Annotated in this window: 18 protein-coding genes; 11 read left to right on the top strand and 7 right to left on the bottom strand. The window is 67.8% G+C overall.

Annotated features, from left to right (window positions below; translation table 11 throughout):
* Positions 1 to 274: 274 nt before the first annotated feature.
* Positions 275 to 1060 carry a crotonase/enoyl-CoA hydratase family protein gene (locus PM1_RS06255; RefSeq protein WP_009616294.1) on the bottom strand — a complete coding sequence of 262 codons (786 nt, stop codon included), beginning with the start codon at positions 1058 to 1060 and terminating at the stop codon, positions 275 to 277.
* A 209-nt stretch (positions 1061 to 1269) separates the two neighbouring features.
* Between PM1_RS06255 and PM1_RS06260 the strand changes: the two genes are divergently transcribed.
* Together PM1_RS06260 and tadA are read left to right on the top strand one after the other, a co-directional pair.
* Complete coding sequence (locus PM1_RS06260; RefSeq protein WP_009616296.1) at positions 1270 to 2661, top strand: multicopper oxidase family protein; 1392 nt, start codon at positions 1270 to 1272, stop codon at positions 2659 to 2661.
* Positions 2649 to 3167: a tRNA adenosine(34) deaminase TadA gene (tadA, locus tag PM1_RS06265; RefSeq protein WP_043300119.1), complete on the top strand. Its 519-nt coding sequence runs from the start codon at positions 2649 to 2651 to the stop codon at positions 3165 to 3167. Before PM1_RS06260 ends, tadA begins: the two co-directional genes overlap by 13 nt.
* Before the next feature lie 358 nt (positions 3168 to 3525).
* Here the strand turns inward: tadA and mltF are convergent, their stop codons facing one another.
* Complete coding sequence (gene mltF, locus PM1_RS06270) at positions 3526 to 4995, bottom strand: membrane-bound lytic murein transglycosylase MltF (protein ID WP_009616299.1); 1470 nt, start codon at positions 4993 to 4995, stop codon at positions 3526 to 3528.
* Positions 4996 to 5309: 314 nt separating this feature from the next.
* Between mltF and purL the strand changes: the two genes are divergently transcribed.
* Positions 5310 to 9206: a phosphoribosylformylglycinamidine synthase gene (gene purL, locus PM1_RS06275; RefSeq protein ID WP_009616301.1), complete on the top strand. Its 3897-nt coding sequence runs from the start codon at positions 5310 to 5312 to the stop codon at positions 9204 to 9206.
* Between the two features lie 536 nt (positions 9207 to 9742).
* On the top strand, positions 9743 to 10060 hold the full coding sequence (locus tag PM1_RS06280; RefSeq protein ID WP_009616303.1) for a Nif3-like dinuclear metal center hexameric protein: 318 nt from the start codon (positions 9743 to 9745) through the stop codon (positions 10058 to 10060).
* Between the two features lie 50 nt (positions 10061 to 10110).
* Here PM1_RS06280 and PM1_RS06285 read toward each other — a convergent pair whose 3' ends face one another.
* On the bottom strand, positions 10111 to 10611 hold the full coding sequence (locus PM1_RS06285) for a L,D-transpeptidase family protein (protein WP_009616312.1): 501 nt from the start codon (positions 10609 to 10611) through the stop codon (positions 10111 to 10113).
* A gap of 59 nt (positions 10612 to 10670) precedes the next feature.
* Positions 10671 to 11225, bottom strand: a complete 555-nt coding sequence (locus tag PM1_RS06290) for an NUDIX hydrolase (protein WP_009616318.1) — start codon at positions 11223 to 11225, stop codon at positions 10671 to 10673.
* Positions 11226 to 11361: 136 nt separating this feature from the next.
* Here PM1_RS06290 and PM1_RS06295 point away from each other — a divergent pair, with 136 nt between their 5' ends.
* The 5 genes from PM1_RS06295 to PM1_RS06315 are packed head-to-tail and all read left to right on the top strand — an operon-like array spanning position 11362 to position 14654.
* Positions 11362 to 11958 (top strand): CoA pyrophosphatase, encoded by a 597-nt coding sequence (locus PM1_RS06295; protein ID WP_009616320.1) that lies wholly within the window; start codon positions 11362 to 11364, stop codon positions 11956 to 11958.
* Positions 11959 to 11996: 38 nt separating this feature from the next.
* Positions 11997 to 12521 carry a gamma carbonic anhydrase family protein gene (locus PM1_RS06300; RefSeq protein ID WP_009616321.1) on the top strand — a complete coding sequence of 175 codons (525 nt, stop codon included), beginning with the start codon at positions 11997 to 11999 and terminating at the stop codon, positions 12519 to 12521.
* Entirely contained in the window at positions 12518 to 12706 is a 189-nt protein-coding gene (locus tag PM1_RS06305; RefSeq protein ID WP_009616323.1) for a DUF1289 domain-containing protein, read from the top strand. Before PM1_RS06300 ends, PM1_RS06305 begins: the two co-directional genes overlap by 4 nt.
* Before the next feature lie 38 nt (positions 12707 to 12744).
* Positions 12745 to 13926, top strand: coding sequence for a formate-dependent phosphoribosylglycinamide formyltransferase (gene purT, locus PM1_RS06310; protein ID WP_009616325.1), 1182 nt, complete (start codon positions 12745 to 12747; stop codon positions 13924 to 13926).
* Positions 13923 to 14654 (top strand): SGNH/GDSL hydrolase family protein, encoded by a 732-nt coding sequence (locus PM1_RS06315; RefSeq protein ID WP_009616327.1) that lies wholly within the window; start codon positions 13923 to 13925, stop codon positions 14652 to 14654. The genes purT and PM1_RS06315 overlap by 4 nt, the downstream gene beginning before the upstream one ends.
* Positions 14655 to 14880: 226 nt before the next feature.
* On the opposite strand, the gene PM1_RS06320 is transcribed toward PM1_RS06315, so the two are convergent.
* The 3 genes from PM1_RS06320 to PM1_RS06330 all read right to left on the bottom strand — a co-directional run bounded on the left by PM1_RS06320 (position 14881) and on the right by PM1_RS06330 (position 18609).
* Positions 14881 to 16182 (bottom strand): MFS transporter, encoded by a 1302-nt coding sequence (locus tag PM1_RS06320; protein ID WP_009616338.1) that lies wholly within the window; start codon positions 16180 to 16182, stop codon positions 14881 to 14883.
* A gap of 281 nt (positions 16183 to 16463) precedes the next feature.
* Positions 16464 to 17762 carry an HlyC/CorC family transporter gene (locus tag PM1_RS06325; RefSeq protein WP_009616340.1) on the bottom strand — a complete coding sequence of 433 codons (1299 nt, stop codon included), beginning with the start codon at positions 17760 to 17762 and terminating at the stop codon, positions 16464 to 16466.
* 46 nt (positions 17763 to 17808) lie between these two features.
* Positions 17809 to 18609: a cytochrome C assembly family protein gene (locus PM1_RS06330; protein WP_009616342.1), complete on the bottom strand. Its 801-nt coding sequence runs from the start codon at positions 18607 to 18609 to the stop codon at positions 17809 to 17811.
* Between the two features lie 192 nt (positions 18610 to 18801).
* Between PM1_RS06330 and ffh the strand changes: the two genes are divergently transcribed.
* Complete coding sequence (gene ffh / locus PM1_RS06335; RefSeq protein WP_009616344.1) at positions 18802 to 20175, top strand: signal recognition particle protein; 1374 nt, start codon at positions 18802 to 18804, stop codon at positions 20173 to 20175.
* 142 nt (positions 20176 to 20317) lie between these two features.
* Positions 20318 to 20566: a 30S ribosomal protein S16 gene (rpsP, locus tag PM1_RS06340; RefSeq protein ID WP_009616346.1), complete on the top strand. Its 249-nt coding sequence runs from the start codon at positions 20318 to 20320 to the stop codon at positions 20564 to 20566.
* Positions 20567 to 20570 lie beyond the last annotated feature (4 nt).

Consider the following 20570-nt stretch of genomic DNA (forward strand, 5'->3'; position numbering starts at 1 on the left):
GAGGGCTAAAATGGGAGCTGATTGATAATGGTGTCGCCAAAGTCGTCGCCCCGCAAATCGCTCTATCTCCCGCGTCAGCAAAAGCTCTGCGCGGTTGACGGTAAAAGCGACGGTAAGGCTCCATGTCGGTCACAGCCAGTCCCTTTAGCCATGCGGGTTCAGGCGACCTATTGATGATCGAGTGGGAGTGATCCCTGCGACCCGGCACAACTGAGCGGCGCCGGCAGTCGGAAGACGGGGCGGTCGTGGTCATCCACGCCGCCCCGTCGTCGTTTCAGCGGCCGACGAAGTTCGCCTCGCGGCGTTCGAGGAAGGAGGCCACGCCTTCCTTGACGTCCTCGCTGCCCATCAGCGGTTGCAGGTCCGGCAGTAGGCGGCGGGCGGCTTCCGCCTCGCCTTCGGCCAGGGCCAGGCGGGCGCTGGTCAGGGTGGCGCGCACGCCCAGCGGGGCCTGGCGGGCGATGCGTTCGGCGATGGTCAGGGCTGCGGCGAATTCCTCGCCGGGGGCCGTCACTTCCTGCACCAGGCCCATGCGCTGGGCTTCCCGGGCGTCGAATTCGTCGCCGGTGAGCAGGTAGCGCATGGTGTTGCCCCAGCCGATGTTCTGCACGAAGCGGATGGTCGCGCCGCCCACGGCATAGATGCCGCGCTTGACCTCGATCTGGCCGAAGCGCGCGTCTTCCGCGGCGATGCGCACGTCGGCGGCCAGCATCAGTTCCAGGGCGGCGGTGAAGCAGACGCCGCGGGCGGCGACCACGATCGGCTTGGCCACTCGCCGCGCCGGGTCCAGGCCGAAGGGGTCGCAGGCGCCTGGAGGCAGTTCGGGGAAGCGGCCGCTGGTGAACTGCGGGCCCCACTTGTCCAGCTCCAGGCCGGCGCAGAAGTGCTGGCCCTCGCCGTAGAGCAGGCCGCAGCGCAGTTCGTCGTCGCCTTGCAGTTCACCGTAGGCGTCGGCCAGCGCCAGGTACAGCTCCACGTCCATGGCGTTGTACTTTTCCGGGCGGTTCAGCCCGATGCAGAGCACATGGCCCTTGCGTTCCACCTTCAGTTTCTGGCTCATGCCTCGTCTCTCTCGTCGTCAATGGCGGGGTGCCGCCGTGGAAGCGAAGTTATCCAGATAGCCTTCCGCGGCGCCGCTGTCCATGTCTGTCAGGCATTTGCTGCGGTTGCTCGGGATGCGACATCGCGCAGCGCCTTCGTGCTCGCCTTGCCACCGGGAAAATGAGAAAATCTTGCATTTGCGAGATACCCGCAGGGGTTGGGGGAGACATGAGCTTTACCCGCAGACAGGTACTGGGTGGCATCGCCGGCCTCGCCGTGGTCGGCCTCGGCGCCGGCGGCGCGCGCCTTTGGCTGGCGCGCCCGCAGGTGACCGCGGAGCACGACTACGAACTGATCGCCGCGCCCATGGACCTGGAGCTGGTGCCCGGGCACAAGACCCCGGCGCTGCTCTACGGCAACCGCTTCCCCGGCTTCGAGATCCGCGCCCGCCAGGGCGACTGGCTGCGCGTGCGCTTCACCAACAAACTGGACCAGCCGACCACCATCCACTGGCACGGTATCCGCCTGCCCATCGAGATGGACGGCGTGCCCTACATCTCGCAGCCGCCGGTGCAGCCGGGGCAGAGCTTCGTCTACCTGTTCAAGACCCCCGACGCCGGCAGCTACTGGTACCACCCGCACCTGATGAGCAGCGAGCAGCTGGGCCGCGGCCTGGTCGGCCCGCTGATCATCGACGAGCGCGAGCCCAGCGGCTTCAGTCACGAGAAAATCCTCTGCCTGAAGACCTGGCACGTGGACGAGCAGGGCGCCTTCACCGCCTTCAGCGTGCCGCGCGAGGCCGCCCGCGAGGGCACCCGCGGCAGCCTGTCGACCATCAACGGCGAGCACGTACCGGTGATCGAGCTGCCCGCCGGTCAGGTGACCCGCGTGCGCATCCTCAACATCGACAACACCGTGACCTACCGGCTCAACCTGCCGGGCAGCGAGGCGAAGATCTACGCCATCGACGGCCACCCGGTGGAGCCGCGGGACCTCGACGAGCAATACTGGATCGGCCCGGGCATGCGCCTGGAGCTGGCCATCCGCGGCCCGGCCGAGGGCCAGGAGCTGTCCCTGCGCGACGGCGTGGTGCGCCTGGGCACGGTGCGCGGCGTGGCGCCGCTGCAGGGTGGTTCCGCCGAATGGCCGCCGGCGCTGCCGCACAACCCGGTGAGCGAGCCGGACCTGGACAAGGCCGAGACCATCGACTTCAAGTTCGAGTGGGTGGGCGCCATGACCGACTACTCCAAGGGCCAGGCGACCCCGTCGCTGTGGCAGATCAACGGCGTGGCCTGGCAGGGCGGCGAGGAGCACAAGCACAACGCGCCGCCGCTGGCCAAGCTGGAGCTGGGCAAGAGCTACATCTTCACCCTGCGCAACCTGACGCAGTACCAGCACCCGATCCACCTGCACGGCATGACCTTCAAGGTGCTGGCGTCCAACCGCCGCAAGATCATCCCGTACTACAGTGATACCTACCTGCTGGGCAAGAACGAGAGCGCGAAGGTGGCGCTGGTGGCGGACAACCCCGGCCTGTGGATGTTCCACTGCCACGTCATCGACCATATGGAGACCGGCCTGATGGGCACCATCGCCGTGGGTGACGCCTGGTGCGGCTGACCAACAGCAAGGGCCACCCGACGGTGAAGGGGCTGGCCCCGGTGATCGACCGCAGCCGCGACCGCGAATTCATGCGCGAGGCCATGGCCCTGGCCGAGCAGGGCGCGGCCCTGGGCGAGGTGCCGGTGGGCGCGGTGCTGGTGCTGGAGGGCCAGGTCGTCGGCCGTGGCTTCAACCAGCCGATCACCGCCCACGACCCCAGCGCTCATGCCGAGATGGTCGCCATCCGCGAGGCCGCGGCGGCGGCCGGCAACTACCGCCTGCCCGGCAGCACCCTCTACGTCACCCTGGAGCCCTGCAGCATGTGCGCCGGCATGCTGGTGCACGCGCGCATCCAGCGCCTGGTCTATGCCGCCACCGAGCCCAAGTCGGGGGTGGTGGTCAGCCGGGGGGAGTTCTTTGCCCAGGAGTTCCTCAACCACAAGGTGTTGGTGGAGGGCGGGGTGCTGGCGGAGGAGTGCAGTGCGATGCTGTCGGCCTTTTTTAAGGCGCGGCGCAAGGGATAGGGCGCGGCGTCCTACGCGAATCGCGGACGGAGTCCGCTCCTACGATAGTGCATTCCTGAAGACCGTCTTGCCGGCGGAGCGCCGAGGCGCTTTTCGTAGGGTGGGTTGAGCTTGCGATACCCATCGGATCATGGTGATGGGTATCGCTTCGCTCAACACCATCCTACGGGTGTTGTGTTTGCCGGAGGCCCCGGCGCGATTCGCGGATGAGATCCGCTCCTACGCGCTGCCCCCACTCGCGCCATTCCCATGTAGGAGCGCGCCCTGCGCGCGAAATCGCGGGCAGGGCCCGCTCCTACAGTTGTCGTGGGGCATGGAGTTTCCTCGTGGCGGACTCCGTCCGCAGATGCTCTGCGCTTCAGAGCTTCTCGTCGGGCTCTTCGCTGGGGCGGGTCTTGTTCACCCCGGGCAGGTGCAGGCCGCTTTCGGCCAGTTGGCCACCCTCGAGCTGCGGCTGGGTCACCCAGGTGAGGATGTCGTAGTAGCGCCGCACGTTCTGCACGAAGTGCACGGTCTCGCCGCCGCGGGCGTAGCCGTAGCGGGTCTTGCGGAACCACTGCTTCTGCGACAGGCGCGGCAGCATCTTCTTCACGTCCAGCCACTTGTCCGGGTTCAGGCCTTCCTGCTGGGCCAGCTTGCGGGCGTCGTCGAGGTGGGCGCTGCCGATGTTGTAGGAGGCCAGGGCGAACCAGCTGCGGTCCGGCTCCTTGATGCTGTCCGGCAGCTCGTCGCGGATCTGGTCGAAGTACTTGCCGCCGCCCTGGATGCTCTGCTTGGCGTCGAGGCGGTTGGACACGCCCATGGCCTGGGCGGTGCGGTTGGTCAGCATCATCAGGCCGCGCACGCCGGTCTTGGAGGTGGCGTCGGGCTGCCACATGGATTCCTGGTAGCCGATGGCGGCGAGCAGGCGCCAGTCCATCTTCAGCGTCTGGGCGATCTGCTTGAAGTGCGTTTCGTAGCGCGGCAGGCGCTGCTGCAGGTGCTGGGCGAAGGTGTAGGCGCCGACGTAGCCGAGCACGTCGACGTGGCCGTAGTAGCGGTCCTTCAGGTGCTGCAGGGTGCCGTCCTGCTTGACCTTGTCGAGGAACTTGTTGACCTCCGCGTACAGGCTGTCGTCCGTCCCGCCGGGCAAGGCCCAGGCCAGGCCGCGGGCGTCGCCCAGGTCGAAGGCTACGCGCACGTTGGGGAAGTAGACCTGGTTCATCGCCAGCTCGTTGGAGTCGATCAGCGTCAGGTCGATGTCGCCGACATCCACCATGCGCAGCAGGTCGACCATCTCGTCGGCGTCGGATTCCTTGTACTCCAGCTTCGGATACTTCTTCTTCAGCTCGGCCAACTGCATGGCGTGGCTGCTGCCCTTGAGCACCACGATGCGCTTGCCGACCAGGTCGTCAGGGCGGGTGGGGCGCGGGTCGCCATTGCGGTAGACGACCTGGGGAGTGACGTCCAGGTAGGAGTGCGAGAAGCGTACGGAGGTCTCCCGCTCGCCGCCGGGGGTGAGGCCGGCGGCGGCCAGGTCGGGGCCGCCGGATTGGCCGAGCTTGCTGTAGAGGTCGTCGAGGTTGTCGGCGGTCTCCATCTGCAGCTTCACCCCCAGGTGATCGGCGAAGCGCTTGGCCAGCTCGTATTCGAAGCCGGTCTCGCCGTTGCGATCCTGGAAGTAGGTGGCCGGGCTGTTGCGGGTTATCACCCGCAGCACTCCGTCCTTCTGTACCCGCTCCAGGGCCGTGGGGGCTTTCGCCTCGCTACAGCCGGAGAGCAGCAGAAAGATACAGGTCGCCAGGATCCATACGGCGGAGCGCACGCGGGACGGGTTCAGGGCAAACATCGGCGCAGTATACGCCAAGGTCGCGGAGCCCAATATCTGGACAGCCGGGGGCATCTCTGCTAGCGGCTTCGTTTCAGGGGCCGTGCCAGACGCCGGCCGGGGGCCCGGGGCGCGCCTGGAGCGGGCGTGCGGCGAGCCCGCTCGAAAGCGTTCGAAGATGAATGGCGCCGCTCCCCCGCCCAATGGCAGAAAGCCCTTGCCGTCGGCCGAGCTGCAGGTGCCGCCGGGGCATGCTTTACGGTAGAATGCACGGCCTCTGCGGGCCGGCCCTCCCGGCCCTGCGAATTCCCCTGTCTCCAGAGGCTGTTCCGACAATGCTGATCCTGCGCGGCGCTCCCGCCCTTTCCGCCTTCCGCCACGGCAAACTGCTCGACCTGCTGACCCGGCAGGTACCCGCTGTCACCGGGCTGTACGCCGAGTTTGCGCATTTCGCCGAGGTCAGTGGCGTGCTGACCGCCGATGAGGAACAGGTGCTCGGACGGCTGCTCAAGTACGGCCCGAGCGTGCCGGTGCAGGAGCCCAAGGGCCGGCTGTTCCTGGTGGTGCCGCGCTTCGGTACCATCTCGCCGTGGTCCAGCAAGGCCACCGACATCGCCCACAACTGCGGCCTGGCGAAGCTCGAGCGCATCGAGCGCGGCATCGCCTACTACGTCGCCGGCGAGCTGTCCGAGGCCGACGCCGCGCAAGTCGCCGCGCGTCTGCACGATCGCATGACGCAGCTGGTGCTGAACCAGATGGAAGAGGCCGCCGGCCTGTTCAGCCACGCCCAGCCCAAGCCGCTGACCGTGGTCGACATCCTCGGCGGCGGCCGCGCCGCGCTGGAGAAGGCCAATCTGGAGCTGGGCCTGGCCCTGGCCGAGGACGAGATCGACTACCTGGTGAAGAGCTTCGTCGAGCTGGGCCGCAACCCCCACGACGTCGAGCTGATGATGTTCGCCCAGGCCAACTCCGAGCACTGCCGCCACAAGATCTTCAACGCCAGTTGGGACATCGACGGCCAGGCCCAGGACAAGAGCCTGTTCGGCATGATCAAGAACACCTATGAAATGCACCGCGAAGGCGTGCTGTCCGCCTACAAGGACAACGCCGCGGTGATGGTGGGCTCGGTCGCCGGGCGCTTCTACCCCAACCCCGAGACCCGCCAGTACGGCGCCAGCGAAGAGCCGGTGCACATCCTGATGAAGGTCGAGACGCACAACCACCCGACCGCCATCGCCCCGTTCCCCGGCGCCTCCACCGGCTCCGGCGGCGAAATCCGCGACGAGGGCGCCACCGGCCGCGGCGCCAAGCCCAAGGCCGGCCTGGTCGGCTTCACCGTCTCCAACCTGAACATCCCCGGTTTCGAGCAGCCCTGGGAAGTGCCCTACGGCAAGCCCGAGCGCATCGTCACCGCGCTGGACATCATGATCGAAGGCCCGCTGGGCGGCGCCGCGTTCAACAACGAATTCGGCCGCCCCAACCTGACCGGCTACTTCCGCACCTTCGAGCAGGCCGTGGCGACCCCGCGCGGCGAGGAAGTGCGCGGCTACCACAAGCCGATCATGATCGCCGGCGGCCTGGGCAACATCCGCGAAGACCACGTGCAGAAGGGCGAGATCAGCGTCGGCGCCAAGCTCATCGTGCTCGGCGGCCCGGCCATGCTCATCGGCCTGGGCGGCGGCGCGGCCTCGTCCATGGCCACCGGCGCTTCCGCCGCCGACCTGGACTTCGCCTCGGTGCAGCGCGAGAACCCGGAAATGGAACGCCGCTGCCAGGAGGTCATCGACCGCTGCTGGCAGCTGGGCGCGAACAACCCGATCAAGTTCATCCACGACGTCGGCGCCGGCGGCATCTCCAACGCCCTGCCGGAACTGATCAACGACGGCGGCCGCGGCGGCCGCTTCGAACTGCGCGCGGTGCCCAACGACGAGCCGGGCATGAGCCCGCTGGAAATCTGGTGCAACGAGTCCCAGGAGCGCTACGTCCTGTCCGTCGACGCCGCCGACTTCGAGACCTTCAAGGCCATCTGCGAGCGCGAGCGCTGCCCGTTCGCCGTGGTCGGCGAGGCCACCGAGGAGAAGCACCTGACCGTCGCCGACAGCCACTTCGGCAACAAGCCGGTGGACATGCCGCTCGACGTGCTGCTCGGCAAGCCGCCGCGCATGCACCGTTCGGTCGCCCGCGAAGCCGAGATCGGCGATGACTTCAGCGCCGCCGCCCTGGACCTGGGCGAAGCCACCGAGCGCGTGCTGCGCCACCCGGCCGTGGCCAGCAAGAGCTTCCTGATCACCATCGGCGACCGCACCATCACCGGCCTGGTGGCCCGCGACCAGTTCGTCGGCCCCTGGCAGGTGCCGGTGGCCGACTGCGCCGTCACCGCCACCAGCTTCGACGTCTACACCGGCGAAGCCATGGCCATGGGCGAGCGCACCCCGCTGGCCCTGCTCGACGCTCCGGCCTCGGGCCGCATGGCCATCGGCGAGACCATCACCAACCTGGCTGCCGCCAGTATCGGCGCGATCTCCGACATCAAGCTGTCGGCCAACTGGATGGCCGCCGCCGGCCACCCGGGCGAGGACGCGCGCCTGTACGACACCGTCAAGGCGGTGGGCATGGAACTGTGCCCGGCGCTGGGCATCACCATCCCGGTGGGCAAGGACTCCATGTCCATGAAGACCCGCTGGCAGGACGCGGGCGTGGAGAAGAGCGTCACCGCGCCCATGTCGCTGATCATCTCCGGCTTCGCCCCGGTCAACGACGTGCGCAAGACCCTCACCCCGCAACTGCGCCTGGACAAGGGCGAGACCGACCTGATCCTGATCGACCTGGGCCGCGGCAAGAACCGCCTGGGCGGCTCGATCCTGGCGCAGACCTACGGCAAGATCGGCCAGCAAGCCCCGGATGTCGACGACGCCGAGGACCTCAAGGCCTTCTTCGCGGTGATCCAGGGCCTCAACGCCGACGGCCACCTGCTGGCCTACCACGACCGGTCCGACGGCGGCCTGCTGGCCAGCGTGCTGGAAATGGCCTTCGCCGGCCACTGCGGCCTGTCCCTGCGCCTCGACAACCTGGCCTCCAGCCGCGAGGAGCTCAATGCCGCGCTGTTCAGCGAAGAGCTGGGCGCGGTCATCCAGGTCCGCGAAGCGGCCACCCCGGAAGTGTTGGCGCAGTTCAGCGCCGCCGGCCTGGGCGACTGCGTGGCGGTGATCGGCCAGCCGGTCAACGGCGACGCCATCGAGCTGGGCTTCAACGGCGCGCCGGTGTACAGCGCCGAGCGCCGCCTGCTGCAGCGCATCTGGAGCGAAACCAGCTACCAGATCCAGCGCCTGCGCGACAACGCCGAGTGCGCCGACCAGGAGTTCGACGGCCTGCTGGCCGAGGACAATCCCGGCCTGTCCGCCAAGCTCAGCTTCGACGTCAACGACGACATCGCCGCGCCCTACATCAAGAAGGGCGTGCGCCCGCAGGTGGCGATCCTCCGCGAGCAGGGCGTCAACGGCCAGGTGGAAATGGCCGCGGCCTTCGACCGCGCCGGCTTCGCCGCGGTGGACGTGCACATGAGCGACATCCTCGCCGGCCGCGTCAGCCTGGAAGACTTCAAGGGCCTGGTGGCCTGCGGCGGCTTCTCCTACGGCGACGTGCTCGGCGCCGGTGAGGGCTGGGCCAAGTCGATCCTGTTCAACGCCCGCGCCCGCGACGGCTTCCAGGCCTTCTTCGAGCGCAAGGACAGCTTCGCCCTGGGCGTGTGCAACGGTTGCCAGATGATGTCCAACCTGCACGAGCTGATCCCCGGCACCGAATTCTGGCCGCACTTCGTGCGCAACCGCTCCGAGCAGTTCGAAGCGCGCGTGGCCATGGTCCAGGTGCAGGAGTCGCAGTCGATCTTCCTGCAGGGCATGGCCGGTTCGCGCCTGCCGATCGCCATCGCCCACGGTGAAGGCCATGCGGAGTTCGAGAGTGAGGAAGCCCTGCTGGAGTCGGACCTGTCCGGCTGCGTGGCGCTGCGCTTCGTCGACAACCACGGCAAGGTCACCGAGAGCTACCCGGCCAACCCCAACGGCTCGCCGCGCGGGATTACCGGCCTGACCAGCCGCGACGGCCGCGTGACCATCATGATGCCGCACCCGGAGCGGGTGTTCCGCGCCGTGCAGAACTCCTGGCGCCCGGACGAGTGGCAGGAAGACGGCGGCTGGATGCGCATGTTCCGCAACGCCCGCGTCTGGGTGGGCTGAGGCCGCATCTGACGCAGCAGGAAAAGGGGAAGGCTTCGGCCTTCCCCTTTTTCGTTGCGGGCTCGCGAACCCGACCTCCTGTAGGAGCGCGCCCTGCGCGCGAATCGCAGGCAGGGCCTGCTCCTACAGGTGGCTCCGTATGAGCGAGCATGGCTTTTCGTAGGATGGTGTTGAGCGAAGCGATACCCATCAGCGCAACCGCATGGGTATCGCAAGCTCAACCCATCCTACGAAAAGCGCCTCGGCGCAGCCGGCAAGACAGTTGCTCCTACGAGCATCGCGGTGCAGCGAATCGGACCCCGCCAAAGGTTGGGCTGGGCGCTGGCGGCGCTTTATCGGAAAGTGATTCCGACTGAATCTGGACTCCATCACGTTTTACGAATCTTGGGAATTTTCCCTCAGAACGTGAAGGCAATCGCGCTGTCGATATTTGCCGAGCATGACCGCTGAGTCATTGAGGGCAAAATGCCATCACCTATGGCAGCATTCGCTCCTCGACTCCCCACCCGGTCCCGTTTTCCGCCACGGAGCGTCCGATGTACAAACTCTGCTTCTATGTTCCCGAGACTCACCTGGAGACGGTGAAGAAAGCGGTGTTCGCCGCAGGTGCAGGACGCATCGGTGCCTACGATAGCTGCTGCTGGCAGGTGCTCGGCCAGGGCCAGTTCCGCCCGCAGCAGGGCAGCAACCCCTTCCTCGGCTCGGCCGGCCTCGTCGAGCAGGTGGCCGAATGGAAGGTGGAGATGGTGGTGGCCGACGAGCTGATCCACGACTCGGTCAAGGCGCTGAAGGCCGCGCACCCCTACGAGACGCCGGCCTTCGAGGTGTGGCGATTGTCGGACATGGTCTTCTAGCCACCGCAAAATGAAAAAGGCGCCCGAGGGCGCCTTTTTTCGTTCCACCGTCAGGGGCGGATCTCGATCAGCGTGCCGTCCTTGACCAGGCTCCAGACCTCCTGCATGTCCGGGTTGGTCATGGCGATGCAGCCGTTGGTCCAGTCCAGGGTGGAGAAGTACCACTCCGGGTACTCGTCGCTCAGCGGGGTGCCGTGGATCATGATCATGCCGCCGGGCGACAGGCCCTTCTCGCGGGCGCGCACCACGTCGCGGGCGTTGGGGTAGGAGATGTGCATGGAGAGGTTGAACTTGTCGCTGGTCTTGCGCCAGTCGATCCAGTAGAAGCCCTCCGGCGTGCGGTTGTCGCCCTCGGCCAGCTTGGTGCCGCGCGGGCTCTTGCCCAGGGAGATGCGGTAGCTCTTGAGGATCTTGCCGTTGCTCAAGAGGTGCAGCTTGTGCTCGGACTTGAGCACCAGCACCTTGTCGATGCGGCCTTCCAGGGTCGGCGTCGCATTGGCCTGCGATAGAGCGGCAAAGGTCAGGCACAGAAAGGCAAGCAGCCAGCGCATGGAAAGACTATCCCCCGGATGTTCGATAAAGCGCCGCGATGCACGGCCCTGCAAAGTGTTCAGGTCTTCTTGTAGTGGCCCGGCATGGGTGCAATGGCCTCGTTGCGCACCGGGAAGTCCTGCCTCTGCCGGTCGCTGAAGTAGCATTCTAAGGTACGGCCCACGGTGGGGAAAGCCAGCTCCGACCAGGGAATCGCCGATTCCTCGAACAGGCCCACCTCCAGGCTTTCCTCGCCGGCGGCGAAATCCAGGTCGGCCAGCTCGGCGCGGAAGAACATGTACACCTGGCTGATGTGCGGCAGGTCGAACAGGGTATAGAGCTGCAACTGGCGCACGCGGGCGCAGGCCTCCTCCAGCGTCTCGCGGGCGGCGGCCTGCTCGAGGGTCTCGCCGTTCTCCATGAAGCCCGCCGGCAGCGTCCAGAAGCCCTGGCGCGGGGCGATGGCGCGGCGGCACAGGAGGATGCGCCCCTCCCACACCGGCAGGCAGCCGGCGACGATGCGCGGGTTCTGGTAATGCACCGTATGGCACTGGTCGCAGATGTAGCGCGGCCGGTTGTCGCCGCTGGGGATGCGCAGGCTCACGCTGGCGCCGCACTGACTGCAGAATTTCATGCACTTTCCCTGGGAATCGATACAGCCATCTTGCTCGCCGGAAGGCCCGCGCAGCAAGGGGGTGGGGCTTGGGCGAGGCAGCCTTTCATGCCATGATTCCACAATTGAGAGAATGGCTTACACGCAGGATGTCCGCATGCTGGACGAGCTGCGCCGGCGCATCACGGCGCACACCCCCCAGGACCTGAACAGCGAGCAGCGCTTCCCCGAAGCGGCGGTGCTGCTGCCCATCACCCCCAGCGAAGAGCTGGTGCTGACCCTGCGCGCCACCGGGTTGTCAACTCACAGCGGCGAGGTGGCCTTCCCCGGCGGGCGCCGCGACCCCGAGGACGTCGACCTGATCCACACCGCGCTGCGCGAGGCCGAGGAGGAGATCGCCCTGCCGCCGAGCCTGGTGGAGGTGGTCGGGCCGCTGAGCACCCTGGTCTCGCGCCATGGCATCAAGGTGACGCCGTTCGTCGGTTTCGTTCCCGACTTCGTCGAGTACACCCCCAACGACGGCGAGATCGCCGCGGTGTTCAAGGTGCCGCTGGAGTTCTTCCGCGGCGACCCGCGGGAAATGACCCACCGCATCGACTACTTCGGGCGCAGCTGGTACGTGCCCAGCTACCGCTTCGGCGAATACAAGATCTGGGGCCTGTCGGCGATCATGGTCGTCGAACTGGTCAACCTGCTGTTCGATGACCGCATCGACCTGCACCAAGCGCCGCCACAATTCATCAAGCTCAGCTGAGCGGCGCGTACAACAACGAGATGCCTGAGGAGCCACCGATGAAATACCGCCTGGGCGACGCCCGAGTCGAAACCCACCCCGACAGCTGGATCGCCCCGAACGCCGCGGTGATCGGCAAGGTGCGCCTGGACGCCGGCGCCAGCGTCTGGTTCAACGCCGTGCTGCGTGGCGACAACGAGCTGATCCACATCGGCGAGAACAGCAACGTCCAGGACGGCACCGTGATGCACACCGACATGGGCTTCCCGCTGAACATCGGCAAGGGCGTGACCATCGGCCACAACGTCATGCTGCACGGCTGCACGGTGGACGACTACAGCCTGATCGGCATCAACGCCGTGGTGCTCAACGGCGCGAAGATCGGCAAGTACTGCATCATCGGCGCCAATTCGCTGATCCCCGAGGGCAAGGTGATTCCCGACGGCTCGCTGGTCATGGGCTCGCCCGGCAAGGTGGTGCGCGAGCTGACCGAGCAGCAGAAGAAGATGCTCGAGGCCAGCGCCGCCCACTACGTGCACAACGCCCGGCGCTACGCCCGCGACCTGGCCGGGCAGGAAGAATGAGCCAGGAGCGCCCGGTGGCCTCGCCCTGCGTCTACGTCTGCACCCTGGACGATCAGGACCTGTGCATAGGCTGCCAGCGCACGGCCGACGAAATCACCCGCTGGGGCCGCATGGACAACGACGAGCGCCGCGAGGTGCTGCGCCTGTGCCATGAGCGCGCCCGCGAACAGGGCGTGCTGCTCTAGCGCGCCGACAGAACATCCCCTTCCCGAGGTTGCACGCAATGCCCCGTATTGGAACCCCCCTGTCGCCCACGGCGACCCGCGTACTGCTCTGTGGCTCCGGCGAGCTGGGCAAGGAAGTGGTGATCGAACTGCAACGCCTGGGCTGCGAAGTGATCGCCTGCGACCGCTACGCCAACGCCCCGGCCATGCAGGTGGCGCACCGCAGCCACGTGCTGAGCATGCTCGACGGCGCCGCCCTGCGCGCGGTGATCGAGCAGGAGAAGCCGCACTACATAGTCCCGGAAATCGAGGCCATCGCCACCGCCACCCTGGTGGAGCTGGAGGCCGAGGGCTACACCGTGGTGCCCAGCGCTCGCGCCGCGCAGCTGACCATGAACCGCGAGGGCATCCGCCGCCTGGCCGCCGAGGAACTGGGCCTGCCCACCTCGCCGTACCATTTCGCCGACACCTACGAGGACTACCTCGCTGGTGTCGCCTCGGTGGGCTACCCCTGCGTGGTCAAGCCGATCATGAGCTCCTCGGGCAAGGGCCAGAGCGTGCTCAAGTCCGACGCCGAGCTCAAGGCTGCCTGGGACTACGCCCAGGAAGGCGGCCGCGCCGGCAAGGGCCGGGTGATCGTCGAAGGCTTCATCGACTTCGACTACGAGATCACCCTGCTCACCGTGCGCCACGTCGGCGGCACCACCTTCTGCGCGCCCATCGGCCACCGCCAGGTCAAGGGCGACTACCACGAATCCTGGCAGCCCCAGGCCATGAGCCCGAAGGCCCTGGCCGAGTCCGAGCGCGTGGCCAAGGCGGTCACCGAGGCATTGGGCGGGCGCGGCCTGTTCGGCGTGGAGCTGTTCGTCAAGGGCGACCAGGTGTGGTTCAGCGAAGTCTCGCCGCGCCCCCATGACACCGGCCTGGTGACGTTGATCTCCCAGGACCTCTCCGAATTCGCCCTGCACGCGCGGGCCATCCTCGGCCTGCCGATCCCGGCGATCCGCCAGTTCGGGCCCTCGGCCTCGGCGGTGATCCTGGTGGACGGCGAGTCGCAGCAGGTCAGCTTCGGCAACCTGGGCGCCGCGCTGACCGAGCCGGACAGCGCCCTGCGCCTGTTCGGCAAGCCGGAAGTCTCCGGCCAGCGGCGCATGGGCGTGGCCCTGGCGCGCGCCGAATCCATCGAGGAAGCGCGGGCCAAGGCCACCCGTTCGGCCGAGGCGGTGGTCATCGAGCTGTGAACCGCCTGGCGGGGCTGGCCTGGTGGGCGGCGGCGCTGCCGTTGCTGCCGCTGGCCCTGCCGATGGCCGTGCGCACCCGGCGCACGGCGCTGCGCCTGGCCCCGGCCGCGGGGGCCTGTGAGCGTCTGGCCGGCGCGGAATTTCCCGGCGAGCCCCTGCGCCTGCTATTGCTGGGCGAGTCGACCGTCGCCGGCGTCGGCGCCTCCTGCCTGGACTTCGCCCTGGCCGGGCGCCTGGCCACGGCCCTGGCGGCGCGCCTGCAACGGCCGGTGGCCTGGCGGGCGCTGGGGGAGAACGGCATTACCGCCGGTGAGGCCTGCGAGCGCCTGTTGCCGCTGGCCGACGGGGGGTATGACCTGGTGGCGCTGGTCTTCGGCGTCAACGACACCACCCATTTCAGTTCCGGCGAGCGCTGGCAGGCGGCCATCGCCCGGCTGATCGGGCATTTCCAGGCCGATGGCGCGCGAGTGGTGTGCACGGCGGTGCCGCCGCTGCGGCATTTCCGCGCCTTGCCCTGGCTGCTGCGGCAGTTGCTGGGCTGGCGCGCTGCGTTGCTGGATGGCCAGTTGCGGGAATTGGCTACGGCGCTAGGCGCTGGATACTGCGCGGTGGGGCTGGAGATGCAGCCGCAGTATCTCGCCATCGACGGCTATCACCCGTCGGCGCTGGGCTACCAGGTGTGGGGAGAGCACCTGGCCCAGTGGCTGGTGGCCGTGGAGCGCGGCTGAGGCCGGGTCGCGGACGGAGTAGGAAGCACGGCTTTTCGTAGGATGGCGTTGAGCGAAGCGATACCCATCGCCGCAACCGCATGGGTTTCGCAAGCTCAACCCATCCTACGAAGAACACCTCGGCGCAAGACAGTTGCCCCTGCGCCCCGCCACACCATGCCCCGTAGGAGCGGGCCGTGCCCGCGATTCGCGCGCAGGGCGCGCTCCTACAGGAGATCGGCGCCGCTCAGAGCTCCCGCTCCCGCGTCTCATGCAGGCACAGCACCGCGATCAGGCTCAGCGCCGCCGCCACCGACACGTAGCCGCCGACCCAGCTCAGCCCGCCCATGCCCACCAGCTTCTGGGCGATGTAGGGCGCTACCGAGGCGCCGAGGATGCCGCCCAGGTTGTAGGCCGCCGAGGCGCCGGTGTAGCGCACGCGGGTGGGGAAGAGTTCCGGCAGCAGGGCGCCCATGGGGGCGAAGGTCACGCCCATGAGGAACAGCTCCAGGGCCAGGAAGGCTGCCACTTCCACCGACGAGCCCTGGCTCAGCAGCGGCTGCATGGTGAAGCCGGAGAGGATGGCGGCGATGCAGCCGACGATCAGCACCGGGCGGCGCCCGTAGCGGTCGCTCAGCCAGGCGGAGATGGGCGTGGCCGCGGCCATGAACAGCACGGCGAAGCACAGCAGGCCGAGGAACTGCTCGCGGCTGTAGCCCAGGCTGGTCACCCCGTAGCTCAGCGAGAACACGGTGGAGATATAGAAGAGCGCATAGCACACCACCATGGCCAGCGCGCCCAGCAGCACCGGGCGCCAGTGCTGGGCGAACAGCTCGGCGATCGGCAGGCTGGAGCGCTCCTGGCGTTCCATGGCCTTGGCGAACACCGGGGTTTCCGACAGTTTCAGGCGCACGTAGAGGCCGACGATCACCAGCAGCGCGCTGAGGATGAAGGGAATGCGCCAGCCCCAGGCGCGGAACTGCTCCTCGCTGAGGGTCATGGCCAGGCCGAGGAACAGGCCGTTGGCGGCGAGGAAGCCGATCGACGGGCCCATCTGCGGGAACATGCCGAACCAGGCGCGGCGGTGCCTGGGCGCGTTCTCCGTGGCCAGCAGCGCGGCGCCGCCCCATTCCCCGCCCAGCCCCAGGCCCTGGCCGAAGCGCAGCAGGCAGAGCAGCGCCGGGGCCCAGGCGCCGATGCTGTCGTAGCCCGGCAGCAGGCCGATCAGGGTGGTGGACAGGCCCATCAGCAGCAGCGAGGCGACCAGCGTCGACTTGCGCCCGATGCGGTCGCCGAAGTGGCCGAACAGCGCCGAGCCCAGCGGCCGGGCGAGGAAGGCGATGCCGAAGGTGATGAAGGCGCTGAGCATCTGCGCGGTGCCCGAGGTCTGCGGGAAGAACACCGGGCCGATCACCAGGGCGGCGGCGGTGGCGTAGACGTAGAAGTCGTAGAACTCGATGGCGGTGCCGATGAAGCTGGCGACCGCGACCCGCGCGGTGGAGTTGGCGGGTTGCTGTTCGGCGGCAGCGGCAAGGCTGGCGGTGGTCATGGGATGTCCCTGTCAGTCATGGCCGGCACGGGCTCTGCGGGCGTGTCCGGCGGCGATGGAGGCTACGCCCGTGCGCGAGGCGGGAAGCGCCACCCGGGTAGGGCAGGGGCGGGAACCTCGCGGCGGGTCGGGGCGAGGCCGGTTGCTTCGCCGGGCGCAGGCGCGGGGCCGGGCTCGGGCTGGCGGGCGGTCGACTGGCGCCGGGCGTTGCGCGGGTAGCGCGGGCCCTGGCGCGGGATGCTGGGTAAGCAGGGGGCGATTATAGGGCGCGGGCCGGCCGCTCAGGCAAGCCCGTCGGCGCTGCCCGGCGCCGGCGCGGCGGCGCGCCCGGTGAGCCAGACGCGCACGCTCTTCACGCGGTTCTCGCCGGACTGCAGGATTTCCAGGCGGTAGGGGCCGATGCGCAGGCACACCGGGCAGTCGGGGATTTGCTCCAGGGCCTCGGTGACCAGGCCGTTGAGGGTCTTCGGCCCCTCGCTGGGCAACTGCCAGCCCAGGGCGCGGTTGAGCTCGCGGATGTTCGCCGAGCCGTCGATCACGTAGGTGCCGTCGGCCTGGGGGTGGATGTCCGGGTTGCGCAGGGCGTCGGCGTTGCTGAACTCGCCGACGATCTCCTCGAGGATGTCTTCCAGGGTGATGATGCCGATCACCTCGCCATACTCGTCGACGACGATGCCGATGCGCCGCTTTTGCTTCTGGAAGTTGATCAGCTGGGTCGACAGCGGCGTGCTCTCGGGAATGAAGTAGGGCTCCAGGCAGGCCGCGCGCAGGCTGTCCTTGGTCAGTTGGTTGTGCGTCAGCAGGCGGGCGATCTGACGCATGTGGACGATGCCCTCGACCTGGTTGATGTCGTTGCGGAACACCGGCAGGCGCGTGTGGGTGGTGTTGCGCAGCTGGCCGATGATGCTTTCCACGTCATCGTCCAGATCTATGCCCTGCACCTCGTTGCGCGGCACCATGAGGTCGTTCACGGTGATCTTTTCCAGGTCGAGGATGCTCAGCAGCATGTCCTGGCGGTTGGCGCTGAGCTTCTCGCTGGATTCGCTGACCACGCTGCGCAGCTCGTCGTTGTTCAGCGGCCGGCTGCGGCGCTGCGCCGGGTCCAGGCCGCACAGCCGCAGGATGCCGTTGCTCACCCCGTTCATCAGCCACAGCAGCGGGCTGAACAGGCGCTGCAGCCACAGCAGCGGCAGGCTGGCGGGGAAGGCCACGCGTTCCGGGCGCAGGGTGGCGTAGGTCTTGGGGGTGATCTCGCCGAAGATCAGCAGCACCAGGGTCAGCGCCAGGGCCGTGGGCGCCACTGCGAAGTCGCCCCACAGGCGCAGGGCCAGCAGGGTGGCCAGGGACGAGGCGATGACGTTGACCAGGTTGTTGCCGATGAGAATGGTGCCCAGCAGGCGGTCGGTGCGCAGGAGCAGCCAGCTGGTGCGCCGCGCCGCGCGGTTGCCCTGCTTGGCCTGGTGGCGCAGGCGGTAGCGGTCCAGGCTGAGCACGCCGGTCTCGACGCTGGAGAAGAACGCCGAGCACAGCAGCAGGACGACCAGCAGGCCGATCAGGTAGCCGGGATGGATGTCGCCCATGCGTCGGGTTCCCTCAGCGTTCCGTGGCGCCCAGGCGCCGCCGGGCTCAGATGTGCAGGATGAATTCCTTGACCAGCTTGCTGCCGAAGTAGGCCAGCATCAACAGGCAGAAGCCGGCCAGGGTCCAGCGGATCGCCTTGTGCCCGCGCCAGCCGAGCTGGTGGCGGCCCCACAGCAGCACGGCGAAGACCACCCAGGCGAAGCAGGAGAGGATGGTCTTGTGCGCCAGGTGCTGGGTGAACAGGTTGTCGAGGAACAGCCAGCCGGACACCAGCGACAGCGAGAGCAGCACCCAGCCGCCCCAGAGGAAGCCGAACAGCAGGCTTTCCATGGTCTGCAGCGGCGGGAAGTTGCGGATCAGCCCGGCCGGGTGCTTGTGCTTCAGGCGATGGTCCTGCACCAGCAGCAGCAGGGCCTGGAACACCGCGATGGTGAGCAGGCCGTAGGCCAGCACCGAGAGCAGGATGTGCGCGAGGATGCCCGGCTGCTCGTTGATCGGCTCCAGGGTGCCGTGGGGCACCAGCACCGACAGCGCGGCGGTCAGCATGCCCAGCGGGAAGAGGAACAGCAGCAGGTTCTCCACCGGGATGCGCAGGCAGGCCAGCAGGGTCAGGGCGATCACCGCCGCGGCGATCAGGTTGGCGGCGTTGAAGAAGTCCAGCACCAGCCCGGCGTCGGTCAGCAGTTGCGGGGTCAGGCCCAGGCACTGGGCGACCAGCGCGGCCAGGCCGAGCACCAGCAGCAGGGGTTTGTTCGGCGCGGCGCGGCGCGCCAGGCAGACACCGTGGTAGGCCGTGGCGCCCAGGTAGAGGAGGGCGGCGAGCAGGCTGGGCAGCAGAGGGTGCATAGCGTCTTGGGCGAATCCTTCGAAAGGTGCCGAGTTTGGCACAGAACGCCCATGCCTAGAAAGCAGCCGGGAACGCTTCGCTTTCTCGCTGCGGCGGGATCATCGGCGGTGTCTGTGGCCTTCGCAGTTGGTTATAATCCCGCGCTTGCTGCCACGCCCACCCCGGCCGCTCCCGGCCCGATAGGAACGCGCATGTTCGAAAACCTTACAGACCGCCTCTCGCAAACGCTGCGCCAGGTCACCGGCAAAGCCAAGCTGACCGAGGACAACATCAAGGATACGCTCCGCGAAGTGCGGATGGCCCTGCTCGAGGCCGACGTGGCCCTGCCGGTGGTCAAGGACTTCGTCAACCGCATCAAGGAGCGCGCGGTCGGCACCGAGGTGTCCAAGAGCCTGACCCCGGGCCAGGCCTTCGTGAAGATCGTGCAGGCCGAGCTGGTCGAGCTGATGGGCGCGGCCAACGAGGACCTGGCGCTCAACGCCGCGCCGCCGGCGGTCATCCTCATGGCCGGCCTGCAGGGCGCGGGCAAGACCACCACCGCCGGCAAGCTGGCGCGCTTCCTCAAGGAGCGCAAGAAGAAGTCCGTGCTGGTGGTTTCGGCGGACGTCTACCGCCCGGCGGCGATCAAGCAGCTGGAAACCCTGGCCAACGACATCGGCGTGACCTTCTTCCCCTCGGACACCAGCCAGAAGCCGGTGGCCATCGCCGAGGCGGCGATCCGCGAGGCGAAGCTGAAGTTCATCGACGTGGTGATCGTGGATACCGCCGGTCGCCTGCACGTCGACAGCCAGATGATGGACGAGATCAAGCAGGTCCACGCGGCGATCCAGCCGGTGGAAACCCTGTTCGTGGTCGACGCCATGACCGGCCAGGACGCCGCCAACACCGCCAAGGCCTTCAACGACGCCCTGCCGCTGACCGGCGTGGTGCTGACCAAGGTCGACGGCGACGCCCGCGGCGGCGCCGCGCTGTCGGTGCGCGCCATCACCGGCAAGCCGATCAAGTTCCTCGGCATGGGCGAGAAGAGCGAAGCGCTCGACCCCTTCCACCCGGACCGCGTGGCCTCGCGCATCCTCGGCATGGGCGACGTGCTCAGCCTGATCGAGCAGGCCGAGCAGAACATGGACCGCGAGAAGGCCGAGAAGCTCGCGAAGAAGATCAAGAAGGGCAAGGGCTTCGACCTCGAAGACTTCCGCGACCAGCTGCAGCAGATGAAGAACATGGGCGGCCTGGGCAGCCTGATGGACAAGCTGCCGATGCTCGGCGGCGTCAACCTGGCGCAGATGGGCAACGCCCAGGGCGCGGCGGAGAAGCAGTTCAAGCAGATGGAGGCGATCATCAACTCCATGACCCCCGCCGAGCGTCGCGACCCGGAAGTGATCAGCGGCTCGCGCAAGCGCCGCATCGCCATGGGTTCGGGCACCCAGGTGCAGGACGTCGGCCGCCTCATCAAGCAGCACAAGCAGATGCAGAAGATGATGAAGAAGGTCACCGCCAAGGGCGGCATGGCCAAGATGATGCGCGGCATGGGGAGCATGTTCCCCGGCGGCATGCCGAAGATGTGACCCGCAGGCCCGCCTGGCTGGCGGGCCGACGTGCTGCGGCTTGCGGCGCGGGGCTTTAGCTCATAGAATATGCGGCCTTTCGGGCTCCTTGCCCGAGGGCTGCATTTCTTTTTTGCAAGCAAACCATAGGAACAACGTACGCATGGTAACCATTCGTCTGGCTCGTGGCGGCTCCAAGAAGCGCCCGTTCTATCACCTGACCGTGACCAACAGCCGCAACGCTCGTGACGGCCGTTTCGTCGAGCGCGTCGGCTTCTTCAACCCCGTCGCCACTGGCGCCGAAGTCAAGCTCTCGGTCAACCAGGAGCGCGTCAACTACTGGCTGAGCCAAGGCGCTCAACCGTCCGAGCGCGTCGCTCAACTGCTCAAGGACGCCGCCAAGGCTGCCTGAAGTC

The organism is Pseudomonas sp. M1 (genome assembly GCF_022760135.1).
GTDB classification, from domain to species: domain Bacteria; phylum Pseudomonadota; class Gammaproteobacteria; order Pseudomonadales; family Pseudomonadaceae; genus Pseudomonas; species Pseudomonas citronellolis.